General features: G+C 57.0%; 9 protein-coding genes, 4 tRNA genes and 1 pseudogene. 4 read left to right on the top strand and 10 right to left on the bottom strand.

Features of this window, described 5'->3' with window-relative positions:
- From hemC to hemY, 4 genes and pseudogenes are all read left to right on the top strand, one after another.
- Positions 1–259: pseudogene (hemC, locus tag MOQ06_RS19205) on the top strand (hydroxymethylbilane synthase); the annotation flags it as partial.
- Positions 256–996, top strand: a complete 741-nt coding sequence (gene hemD, locus MOQ06_RS19200; protein WP_193355349.1) for a uroporphyrinogen-III synthase — start codon at positions 256–258, stop codon at positions 994–996. The pseudogene hemC and the gene hemD, both read left to right, overlap by 4 nt.
- A 20-nt stretch (positions 997–1,016) precedes the next feature.
- Positions 1,017–2,210, top strand: a complete 1,194-nt coding sequence (gene hemX / locus MOQ06_RS19195; protein WP_176609012.1) for a uroporphyrinogen-III C-methyltransferase — start codon at positions 1,017–1,019, stop codon at positions 2,208–2,210.
- Positions 2,211–2,212: 2 nt separating this feature from the next.
- Positions 2,213–3,412 (top strand): protoheme IX biogenesis protein HemY, encoded by a 1,200-nt coding sequence (gene hemY, locus MOQ06_RS19190; protein ID WP_148421690.1) that lies wholly within the window; start codon positions 2,213–2,215, stop codon positions 3,410–3,412.
- 538 nt (positions 3,413–3,950) lie between these two features.
- On the opposite strand, the gene MOQ06_RS19185 is transcribed toward hemY, so the two are convergent.
- The 10 genes from MOQ06_RS19185 to rffA form a co-directional block, all read right to left on the bottom strand.
- Positions 3,951–4,027: transfer RNA gene (locus tag MOQ06_RS19185), tRNA-Pro, on the bottom strand.
- A gap of 45 nt (positions 4,028–4,072) precedes the next feature.
- A tRNA-Leu gene (locus MOQ06_RS19180) sits at positions 4,073–4,159 on the bottom strand.
- A 21-nt stretch (positions 4,160–4,180) separates the two neighbouring features.
- Positions 4,181–4,256, bottom strand: a tRNA-His gene (locus tag MOQ06_RS19175).
- 67 nt (positions 4,257–4,323) lie between these two features.
- Positions 4,324–4,400 (bottom strand) — tRNA-Arg (locus MOQ06_RS19170).
- 102 nt (positions 4,401–4,502) lie between these two features.
- Positions 4,503–5,888, bottom strand: a complete 1,386-nt coding sequence (locus tag MOQ06_RS19165) for an amino acid permease (protein WP_242169805.1) — start codon at positions 5,886–5,888, stop codon at positions 4,503–4,505.
- A gap of 198 nt (positions 5,889–6,086) precedes the next feature.
- Positions 6,087–6,827, bottom strand: coding sequence for a lipopolysaccharide N-acetylmannosaminouronosyltransferase (gene wecG / locus MOQ06_RS19160; RefSeq protein ID WP_148421641.1), 741 nt, complete (start codon positions 6,825–6,827; stop codon positions 6,087–6,089).
- 12 nt (positions 6,828–6,839) lie between these two features.
- Positions 6,840–8,192 (bottom strand): ECA oligosaccharide polymerase, encoded by a 1,353-nt coding sequence (gene wzyE / locus MOQ06_RS19155; RefSeq protein ID WP_242174427.1) that lies wholly within the window; start codon positions 8,190–8,192, stop codon positions 6,840–6,842.
- On the bottom strand, positions 8,189–9,268 hold the full coding sequence (locus tag MOQ06_RS19150; protein WP_193355351.1) for a TDP-N-acetylfucosamine:lipid II N-acetylfucosaminyltransferase: 1,080 nt from the start codon (positions 9,266–9,268) through the stop codon (positions 8,189–8,191). The genes wzyE and MOQ06_RS19150 overlap by 4 nt, the downstream gene beginning before the upstream one ends.
- Positions 9,265–10,515: a lipid III flippase WzxE gene (gene wzxE / locus MOQ06_RS19145; protein WP_148421644.1), complete on the bottom strand. Its 1,251-nt coding sequence runs from the start codon at positions 10,513–10,515 to the stop codon at positions 9,265–9,267. Before wzxE ends, MOQ06_RS19150 begins: the two co-directional genes overlap by 4 nt.
- Before the next feature lies 1 nt (position 10,516).
- Positions 10,517–11,647 carry a dTDP-4-amino-4,6-dideoxygalactose transaminase gene (gene rffA, locus MOQ06_RS19140; RefSeq protein WP_242174426.1) on the bottom strand — a complete coding sequence of 377 codons (1,131 nt, stop codon included), beginning with the start codon at positions 11,645–11,647 and terminating at the stop codon, positions 10,517–10,519.
- Between the last annotated feature and the right edge of the window lie 2 nt (positions 11,648–11,649).

The following is an 11,649-nucleotide window of genomic DNA, read 5'->3' as shown; positions in this document are numbered from 1 at the left end:
TAAAGCCGAGCGCGCAATGAATACTCGCCTTGAAGGTGGCTGCCAGGTGCCAATTGGCAGCTATGCTGAATTAACTGAGGGTGAACTGTGGCTGCGTGCGCTGGTCGGCGCGCCGGACGGTTCACGGATGGTGCGCGGTGAACGCCGCGGCACGCCGCAGGATGCCGAGCAGCTTGGCGTGTCGCTGGCGGAAGAACTGCTGAATAACGGCGCACGTGAAATTCTGGCCGAGGTCTATAACGGAGAGCCCCCTGCATGAGTATTCTTGTCACCCGCCCTTCTCCCGCAGGAGAGCAGTTAGTGAGCCGTCTGCGCACACTGGGGCAGGTGGCCTGGAGTTTTCCGCTGATTGAATTCTCCCCCGGTCGCGAGCTGTCCACGCTCACGAACCAGATGAATATCCTCCGCGAAGGAGATCTGCTCTTTGCCCTGTCGCAGCATGCCGTGGAGTTTGCCCATGCGCAGCTGCAACAGCAGGCCGTTAACTGGCCCCAGGCCCCGCACTATTTCGCCATCGGGCGCACCACCGCGCTGGCCTTACATACCGCCAGCGGAATAGATGTTCGTTACCCGTTAGATCGGGAAATCAGCGAAGTCTTGCTACAATTACCTGAATTACAAACTATTGCCGGAAAGCGCGCGCTCATTTTGCGCGGCAACGGTGGCCGCGAGCTGCTGGGCGAAACGCTGCGGGAACGCGGTGCGGACGTGACGTTTGTTGAGTGCTATCAGCGTTGTGCAAAACACTATGATGGTGCGGAAGAGGCGATGCGCTGGCAGGCGCGCGGAATTAATACGCTGGTCGTCACCAGCGGTGAAATGTTACAACAGCTTTGGTCGCTGATACCGCTCTGGTATCGCGAAAACTGGTTACTCCGCTGTCGGCTTCTGGTCGTCAGCGAGCGTCTGGCGAACCACGCCCGGGAACTGGGCTGGCAGGATATTCGGATCGCTGATAACGCCGACAACGATGCGCTGCTGCGCGCATTACAATAACTCTCAAATGGGAAGCCATAATGACGGAACACGAAAAATCCTCCGCCGTGGTTGAAGAGACCAGGGAGACTGTGGACACCACGTCACAGCCAGAGACGACAGACAAAACCGTTGAGAAGAAAAACGGCAGCAACAAAACCAGCCTTACGCTGAGCGTTATTGCCATCGCGATTGCGCTGGCCGCAGGCGTGGGTCTTTACGGGCTGGTGAAAAAACAGGGCACGAACCAGACGGCCACCAGCGACGCGCTGGTGAACCAAATCACGGCCCTGCAAAAAGCGCAGGAGACGCAAAAGGCCGAGCTGGAAGGCGTGATTAAGCAGCAGGCCGCCGCCCTCGCCGACGCGAACAGCAAGCGTGAAGCGTTGACCAAACAGCTGAGCGAAGTGCAGGAAAAAGTCGCCACGATTTCCGGGACCGATGCCAAAACCTGGCTGCTCTCGCAGGCCGATTTTCTGGTGAAGCTGGCCGGACGTAAGCTCTGGAGCGATCAGGATGTCACCACCGCCGCCGCGCTGCTGAAAAGCGCCGACGCAAGCCTGGCCGACATGAACGATCCAAGCCTGATCGGCGCGCGTCGCGCCATTACGGAAGATATCGCCAGCCTGTCGGCGGTGTCTCAGGTCGATTACGACGGCATCATTCTTAAGGTGAATCAGCTCTCAAACCAGATTGATAACCTTCAGCTTGCCGATAATAACGACGACGACTCCCCGATGGATTCCGACGGTACCGAGCTGTCCAGCTCCCTGAGCGAGTGGCGTATTAACCTGCAAAAAAGCTGGCAGAACTTTATGGACAGCTTTATTACCATTCGCCGCCGCGACGAAACTGCCGTGCCGCTGTTAGCGCCGAACCAGGACGTCTATCTGCGCGAAAACATTCGCTCTCGCCTGCTGGTGGCGGCTCAGGCCGTACCGCGTCATCAGGAAGAGACTTACAAACAGGCGCTGGATAACGTATCAACCTGGGTTCGTGCTTATTACGATACCAATGACGCCACCACTACCGCGTTCCTTGAGGATATCGACAAGCTAAGCCAGCAAAATATCACCATGAACGTGCCGGACAGGCTGGAAAGCCAGCCGATTCTTGAGAAGATCATGCAGACGCGCGTGCGTAACCTGCTGGCCCAGCCGGGCGTTCCGGCGGAGCGCCCGGCTGAAACCCCTGCCGCCGCGCCAGCGCCTGAAAGCGCGCCGCAAGGAGAGTAATGATGCTAAAAGTATTCTTGCTCTTCATCCTGCTTATCGCCGGGATCGTGCTGGGGCCAATGCTCGCCGGGCACCAGGGCTATGTGCTGATCCAGACCGATAACTACAATATTGAAACCAGCGTTACCGGGCTTGTGATTATCCTCATCCTGGGCGTTGTCGTGCTGCTGGCGGTGGAATGGATCCTGCGCCGTATTTTCCGCACCGGGGCCCATACCCGCGGCTGGTTCGTTGGTCGTAAGCGCCGTCGCGCCCGTAAACAGACCGAGCAGGCGCTGCTGAAGCTGGCCGAGGGCGACTATCAGCAGGTTGAAAAGCTGATGTCGAAAAATGCCGACCACGCCGAACAGCCGGTGGTGAACTACCTGCTGGCGGCGGAAGCGGCACAGCAGCGCGGCGATGAAGCGCGCGCGAATCAGCATCTTGAGCGTGCGTCTGAGCTCTCTACTAAGGATCCTATTCCGGTTGAGATCACCCGCGTACGCCTGCAGCTGGCGCGGAATGAGAACCATGCGGCGCGTCACGGCGTCGATCGCCTGCTGGAAATTACCCCCCGCCATCCGGAAGTGCTGCGTCTAGCCGAACAGGCGTACATTCGCACCGGTGCCTGGGGCTCGCTGCTGGACATTATCCCTTCCATGGCGAAAGCCGACGTGGGCGATGACGAACATCGTGATGAGCTTCAGCGTCTGGCCTGGATTGGCCTGATGGATCAGGCGCGTGCCGATCTCGGCAGCGACGGGCTGAAAACCTGGTGGAAAAACCAGAGCCGCAAAACGCGCCAGCAGGTTCCATTGCAGGTAGCGATGGCGGAACATCTGATCGAGTGTGACGACCACGACACCGCGCAGGAGATCCTCCTCGACGGCCTGAAGCGCCAGTATGACGATCGCCTGGTGATGGTGATCCCGCGCCTGAAGACCAATAATCCTGAGCAGATCGAAAAAGTGCTGCGCCAGCAGATTAAAACCGTCGGCGACCGTCCGCTGCTGTGGAGCACGCTGGGCCAGTCCCTGATGAAGCACGGCGAATGGCAGGAGGCGAGCCTCGCCTTCCGCGCGGCGCTGAAACAGCGCCCGGACGCGTTTGATTACGCCTGGCTTGCCGATTCGCTGGACAAGCAGCACAAGCCGGAAGAGGCCGCCGCCATGCGACGCGATGGGCTTTTGCTAACGCTACAGAACAACGGAACGCAGCAGTAATTATCAAGGAGGCCAGACGGCCTCCTTTTTTTACGCATAAAAAAACGCCTGCTATAAAAGCAGGCGTTAAAACAGGTCTGTAAGACAACATATTTGGTGCTTCACTCAACGTTATGCCCATGGTGTCTGATGAGGCCGAAGCGACATCTGTCAGTGGACGATAAGCACCGTAAACGGCTCTGCGTCATTCCTGAGTATATGAGGCACTAAGGCGAACATACGAGATGGAATGAGCATCTACATGTATATTATTGCACGTAATGTGCCAGGTTTACACGCAGAACTTTTACATCGCGCAACATTTTAAGATTAAAGGAAATTATGCTGTTAAGCGCCGTCTGAAGCCGCACAACGTAGCGCCGCAGGCGGTAATTTGTCGCCATCAGGAGACAGCCAGAGCGATAAAATTAAAAAGCTTTTAATATTAACAGGTTAAATGTCGCTGAATCGCGACAATGAAAAAGGGTGCTGTCGGGGAAGGACTACAGGATGTAAAAGCGCAGAAAACAAAAAACCCCGCCGAAGCGGGGTTCAAAATTGGTCGGCGAGAGAGGATTCGAACCTCCGACCCACTGGTCCCAAACCAGTTGCGCTACCAAGCTGCGCTACTCGCCGATGTACTGCTTTTTTGAATTTTTAGTTCAATTCATTAAAAAGTCGTGGTGCGAGGGGGGGGACTTGAACCCCCACGTCCGTAAGAACACTAACACCTGAAGCTAGCGCGTCTACCAATTCCGCCACCTTCGCAATTCACAACTCTTTCAATAATGGGGTGGCTAATGGGATTCGAACCCACGACAACTGGAATCACAATCCAGGGCTCTACCAACTGAGCTATAGCCACCACTGTATTCTTTCACGCGGTTCTGACTACTTCTCAGACCACCGCAGCTCTAGCGCCGGGACTAAAATGGCGCGCCCGACAGGATTCGAACCTGAGACCTCTGCCTCCGGAGGGCAGCGCTCTATCCAGCTGAGCTACGGGCGCTTAGCGCCGTTGCGGGGCTGGATATTACGTACCTCCGTCCCCGCTGTCTAGTGCTTTTTTGAAAAAAATGCGCGTTTGGTTATGGTTTGCACATTTTGCCGCTTATTCCTCCACTTCCTGGGCGGAGCCACGGCGGCCCAGGCCAAAAAGCTTATAGGCAGCCGTCACGGCGGCCAGGAAGATCATCCCGACAAACAGCGACATGCGGGTATCTTCATTAAAGTACATTCCAATTAATACGCAAATCAGGAACGCCATCGTTAAATAGTTCGCATACGGGAACAGAATGGAGCGGAACGGATGGCTGGCAATCGCCTGTTTGTGCGCCTGACGAAAACGCAGCTGGCTAATCAGAATAACAAACCACGGTACCATTCCCGGCAGCACGCTGGCGCTATAAACATACACGAATACGCGCTGCGGATTCGGGATGATGTAGTTCAGGCAAGAGCCAATCAGCAGGATCACAATCGACACCGCCACGCCCGCCACGGGGACCCCCACGCGGGAGACTTTGCCCATCGCTGCCGGCAGCTGTTTGTTCTGCGAGAGCGCGTAAAGCATGCGTCCGCAGCTGTACATCCCGCTGTTACAGCCCGAGAGCGCCGCCGTCAGCACCACAAAGTTGATAATGGCGGCTGCCGCCGTGATGCCAATCTTAGCGAAGGTTAAGACAAACGGGCTGCCGGTAGTGCCGATCTCGTTCCAGGGGAATATGGTGACGATAACGAAGATCGCACCCACGTAGAAAATCAGGATACGCCACAGCACCTTGCCAACCGCGCTACGCAGCGTGACCTGTGGGTTTTTCGCTTCACCCGCGGTAATGCCGATCAGCTCAACGCCCTGATAGGATGCCACCACGATACAGAGCGCCGTCAGGAAGCCCTTCCAGCCGCCCGCAAAGAAGCCGCCGTGCTCTGTCAGGTTACCAAAACCGATGGCGTGCCCGCCGTTACCGAAGCCAAAGAAGATGACGCCGAGGCCCACGACAATCATTACGATGATAGTGGTGACTTTGATCATCGCAAACCAGAACTCGATTTCGCCGTAAAGACGAACGGCGGCAAGGTTCGCCAGCGCTACCAGCCCTACGGCGATTAGCGCGGGTATCCACTGGGCCATCTCCGGGAACCAGAACTGCACGTAGACCCCGATGGCGGTGATCTCTGAAATGCCGACGGCCATCCACATAAACCAGTACGACCAGGCCGTGAGATAGCCGAAAAACGGGCTCATATAACGGTGGGCGTAAACGGCGAAAGAGCCCGTCACCGGCTCCAGGAAAAGCATTTCGCCCATGGAGCGCATGATGAAGAAGACGAACAGCCCGGCAATGATATAGGCCAGCAGGACGGAAGGGCCCGCCCACTTCAGCGTGCTTGCCGAGCCCATAAACAGGCCAACGCCGATTGTTCCGCCCAGCGCGATCAATTCAATATGTCGAGCTTCCAGCCCACGCTGAAGCTCCGGTTTTTTCTCTGCCATAAATCCTCGGTTGTGTTTGCTGTTTCCCGACTTACTGCCGGTTATTATTTTTGAGGGGTACTGAAATACGGAGCGAATGGTTTCTTAAATTCTGGCAAATGGCAAACAATGCATTAAAAAAATGAATGCATTGCGCATAAACTCAGCAGTTTTGCGGGAGGCATTGCAGCGCGAACAGCAGATCGCGCTGCCTTGTGGTTACATTTTTCCGGTGTAGTGCCAGGCGAGGTAGCGCAGCAGACGAATCTGCCGTTTGATACGCGTCGGCTGGGAAAGCAGGCGGTACAGCCACTCCAGCCCCAGGTTTTGCCAGACCTTTGGCGCACGCTTAACGTGGCCGGTAAAGACGTCGTAGGTGCCGCCAACGCCCATATAAAGCGCATCCGGGCTGACCAGACGGCAATCACGCATCAGGATCTCCTGGCGCGGTGATCCCATGGCAACGGTGACAATTTTCGCCCCGCTGTCGCGCACGCGCTCAAAGAGCGCCTGGCGGTCTTCCGGCCTGAAGTAGCCATCCTGGCTGCCCACGATGTTAACGTTCCACTGGCTGCGCAGCTTTTGTTCCGTCTGCGCCAGCACCTCGGGCTTACCGCCTATCAGAAACACCGGCGTGCCTTCAGCCCCTGCGCGCTCCATAAGCCGCTCCCAGAGATCGGCTCCCGCCACGCGAGAAACATTAGCGCCAGGAAACTTTTTCCGGATTGAACGCACCACGCTTATACCGTCTGCGTATTTGAACTCCGCGGCCTCAATCAGGCCTTTCACTTCCGCATTGTCCTCAACCGCCAGCATTTTTTCTGCGTTGATGGCCACCAGCGTGCCCGATTTCATCTGCCCGTCCGCGAACAGAAAATCCAGCGCATGTTGCATATCACGCCAGCCGATAAGCTGTAGCCCACGCAGCGCATAACGCGGTGCTGAAGTTGTATCCGTCATGATAATCCCTACTCAGACTTGCGGCAGCGTTGTGCTGCCCTGTGGCTCACGTCTGTGCACAAGCCCTGCACTTTCAAACAGCCAGTACAGGAGTTTTGCCAGCAGCAGACAGATGCCGAAAACGACCATAAAGAACACCACGCGTGAGACGAACGAATCTAGCCCCTCGCGCGCCAGAACGATCATATTGAAAATGGCACCGAAACAGAAACTGTGCAAAACAGCGGCTTTGTAGCGGTTGGTCTCTTCATTGCCCAGCGTGTACAGCCAGTCGAACCATTTTATTATCAGCCCTACCGCGATCGCGCCAGGCAGGATAAACCAGTTACCGCCCATCACTACCAGCGAGCCGATCAGGGTTGGCGAAATCGCCAGACCGGAATGGTTGTTCAGCACTTCCCAGGTGAAATAGTTCGCCGTGTTGAGGACAATACCGGGGCGATCGGGCCACAGCCACGACGGGATAAAGACGTAAAAATCGCGCGCAATCGGCGCCAGCCCCTGGAATTCGATCTTGTCGTAGTTTTGCAGCAGTAACGCCAGGTTTTCCCACGGAGAGAAGGTATCGCGCGTGAGGTACAGGAAGGTGTAAAACGCTTCGTCGCCGGCCACGTTCAATCCATAGCGCTTCAGCGCCAGCCAGAACATCCCCACAATGCCAAAGACCCCTGCCGCCACCAGCATCCACAGGGAGATCCAGCCGCGAATAATGCCGATAAACAGGAAAATCGCGAAGGCGATAATGATGTTGGCGCGCGTACCGCCGACGATCATATAGGTCAGAATGCCAAACGCGACCGTGCTGACCAGGAAGAACAGCCAGGCTTTGCTGTCCTGACGCAGGAAAAAGACCACCAGCATCGCCGGAATGAAGAAGTAGAAGAAACGCTTAAGCGCGACTCCGGAGACTTCGGCGGAGAATATCTGGCTGTAGGACTGGAGCTTAAACAGCAGGAAGCCGTTATGCATGAAGAAAATCGCCACGCTGACCAGGGCGATGGTCATCAGCATGACCCACGTCAGATGGGTTTCTACCCGGTTCATGGTAAAAAGCGGGCGACGGGGCGTAGCGTCTTTCGCAGCCCGCAGGCGCGTTTTGTAGGTGACGTAGTACACCGCGTAGAAGCAGGCGGCAGAGAGCAGCGCTTGAAGCAAAATGTCCGGTGGCGCGACGCCAACATCAAAGCGGAACACGAGGATGCTGGTCAGCGGGAAGCCAAAGAAAAAGGTCAGCAAAAACAGCAGCGAGAAGAATACGTTGAAGTTAAAACGTACGCGCCGGAACTCAAACCAGGTGAGCGTGGCGATAAACAGCGTGCTCAGCAGCCAGACCACCAGCAGGCCGCTAAACTGCAACTGGCTCATGCGTTGTCTCCTGAAGCAATACGCAGCGCGCGGTGCCACGGCGTAAGGTAGTTCGGGCTGAAAAAGTCGATGCTATTTTTATCCACCAGCGCGAGCTGGCGCTGTGCTTCCCGCACGACGTCGACATTTAGCGTGTCGGAGGTAAACAGCACCGGAATATGCTGCTCGGTCATGTCCTGCCAGAACGGGTTTTCGCGGTTGAGCACGCACGGTACACCCGCCTGAATCAGCAGACACAGCGTGCCAATCCCCTGCTGACGGGCAAAGATGAAATAGCCCAGATCGCATTTTCGCAGCAGTGCGAGGTAGTCATTAAATTCCAGCCTGTCGCTGAGAATGTGCAGGTTTTCCGCGCTAAACAGCGCAAGCCCCTGCTGGCGGACCTCGTCGATGTAGGCGTCGTTGTTGGCGGGATAGCCCATCGGCACCACCACGCTTACCGTATCGCCAAACTGCTGATGCACCGCCCGGAGCGCCGCGACATGCTCGTTACTGCGATCGCCGGAATTCCCCACCAGGATGGTCAGCTTGCCCTCACGAACCGCGTCATTCGCCATGCCGTTCAGCGCCGGATCCATACGGGTTGGAAAATAAAGCAGCTCCCCGCGAACCTTCGGGTGCTGCCTGGCAAAGTAGTTGAGATCGCCACGGGTGGCAAAAACACAGCCCACGCGCGCCTGCGCCAGACGACGCAGCGGATAGAAAAGACGGAATTTCCAGCCCCGGGAGACTTCGTAGAGATCGGCCCCCCAGATGTGCCAGCTGAACTGGGAAGGCTTGATCCCACCGCTTAACAGCGCCAGCCACAGCCCGGCGTTGAACTGTCCGTGGAAGAAGAAACGCTGGGTACGATCCGCTTTGGCTTTAGCCACGACAGCCTTCTTCAGTGCCGCTTTGTCTGGCCAGAACGTGATGTTCAGCGCCGGACACGCCGCGCTCAGGCCGTTATCCTTTCCAGCGACCATAAACTCGCGCGCATCGGGCGTGCCGGATGCCAGCTCATCGTTGAAGAAGCGAAGTACGGTCTGGTTATGATGCGGAATGTCCGATCCCAGTATGTGAATCAGTGCAGTCATGCGCGTTTACGCCAAAGTAAAAATACGCCGCAGCAGGCAGCGAAATAAACGATATAGGTTGCCATATAGGCCTGAGCCGCTCCCAGCGCGCCGTGGGCAGGGATCAGCCAGTGAGAAAACGCCGTCAGGAGCGCAAACTGGCTAATCTCTGCCAGGATATACAGCCGCAGCGACGCCTTCGCAATCACCAGATAGCCGAAAACGTAAGCCCCTACTTTCAGCACATCGCCGACCAGCTGCCAGGCAAACAGGTCGCGCATGGCGGTAAACTTCGCCGAGAACAGCAGCCAGATGGCGACATCACGCAATAGCCAGACGGTAAAGCTGGCGACCGCAACAGCTGGCAGCACAAAACGCAGGGAGCGAAAAATCTCGCGGGTAATATCCTGCCTGGAAGTCAGGCGCGATAAGGTTGGCAGCAAATAGACGCTAAAGGAAGCCGTAATAAACTGTAGGTAGGCATCGGAAATGCTGCTTACGCCCTGCCAGATTCCGACCTCGTCCCAGCTGTAATGCGCCGCCAGCAGGTTTCGCATCATCACGTAGGCCACCGGAATCGTGACGGAAGTGATGAGGGCCATCAGCGTAAATTTCGCCAGCTGGCCCGCCAGCATCTTGTCCCACTGCGGCTTCAGGTAGCTCAGCGGGACGTCGCCCCTGCGCATCACCATGAAGGCCGCCGGAATGACCACCAGGGCAGGCACCAGCGCCAGACCCAGCAGTGCGCCTTCATAGCCGCCCAGCCGGTAGCAAAAGTAGTAGGCAATCACGCCGATGACGCTACCGAGGATGAGCGCCAGCGCATTCCCGGCGGCATCGCGGAAGCCTTTCATCAGCGCCAGCAGCAGGTTCGCCCAGGCGATGCCCATCTGAACGAGCGCCACCAGCCGCACCAGCCCCTGATAGTGCGTGTGTCCGAACAGCCCCTGGCTAATCGGTGCTGCCGCCAGCAAAAATACCGCAGCCAGCAGCGTGGAAAAGCCCAGCACCATGGCGGAAGAGGTGCCCACCACGGTCCGGAGCTTTTCGGCATCGTCGCGATGCTGGGCGACGTATTTGGTCACGCCGTTGAATATCCCGGCGCCTGCCAGAACGCCAAGCACCGTGACCAGCTGGCGGAAATTTCCCGCCAGACCAACACCTGAAGGGCCAAATGAGACGGCCAGCAGCTTGACGACCAGCAGCCCGGCGCCAATTTTTACAAGCGTGGACGCTGCCGTCCACACCGACGCTTTTGCCAGAGACATATCAGCCGAAATAACTCAGAAGCGTATTGATTACCGTACGCTGGTTCACCGGCGCGAGGTTGTAGAACAGAGGCAGGCGGAGCAGGCGTTCGCTCTCTTTGGTGGTGTAGCGGTCTTCACCGGCAAACGTCCCAAACGCTTCTCCAGCCGGGCTTGAGTGCAGCGGGATATAGTGGAATACCGCCATAATTTCCGCCTCTTTCAGCCAGGCGATCAGCTTGCTGCGATCGTCGTTATCGCGCAGCTTGATGTAGAACATATGGGCATTGTGGACGCAGTCTGCCGGAATGGTCGGCAGCTCAATACGTCCCGCTTTCGCCAGCGGCTGCAGCGCGTCGTAGTAGGTTTGCCACAGGGACAGGCGTTGCAGATTGATACGCTCTGCCGCTTCAAGCTGCGCCCACAGGTACGCGGCCTGCAGATCTGCCATCAGGTAGCTTGAGCCGATATCGCGCCAGGTGTACTTGTCCACCTGACCACGGAAGAACTGGCTGCGGTTGGTCCCTTTTTCACGGATCACTTCCGCACGCTCAACCAGTGCACGATCGTTAATCAGCGTCGCGCCACCCTCACCGCCTGCGGTGTAGTTTTTGGTTTCGTGGAAGCTAAAGCAGCCGATATGGCCGATGGTTCCCAGCGCGCGACCTTTATAGGTGGACATCACGCCCTGCGCGGCGTCTTCCACCACGAACAGGTTGTGCTTTTTGGCGATCGCCATGATGGTGTCCATTTCACAGGCCACGCCCGCGTAATGCACCGGGACAATCGCCCGCGTTTTGTCGGTGATCGCCGCTTCAATCAGCGTTTCGTCGATATTCATCGTATCCGGACGGATATCCACAAACACAATTTTTGCGCCGCGCAGGACGAACGCGTTTGCCGTGGAGACGAAGGTGTAGCTCGGCATAATCACTTCATCGCCGGGCTGAATATCCAGCAGCAGCGCCGCCATTTCGAGCGATGCGGTGCAGGACGGCGTCAGCAGTATCTTAGCACTCTGAAAACGTTGCTCCATCCACTGCTGGCAGCGACGGGTAAAACCGCCGTCGCCGCAGAGCTTGCCGCTGCCCATAGCGGACTGCATATAATCAAGTTCAGTGCCCACGACGGGAGGCGCGTTAAATGGAATCATTT

The sequence above is a fragment of the Enterobacter sp. I4 genome, assembly GCF_022669095.1.
Taxonomy (GTDB): Bacteria; Pseudomonadota; Gammaproteobacteria; order Enterobacterales; family Enterobacteriaceae; genus Enterobacter; species Enterobacter pasteurii.
The sequence above is the reverse complement of the archived record's forward strand: the minus strand, read 5'-3'. Positions and strand labels throughout refer to the sequence as shown.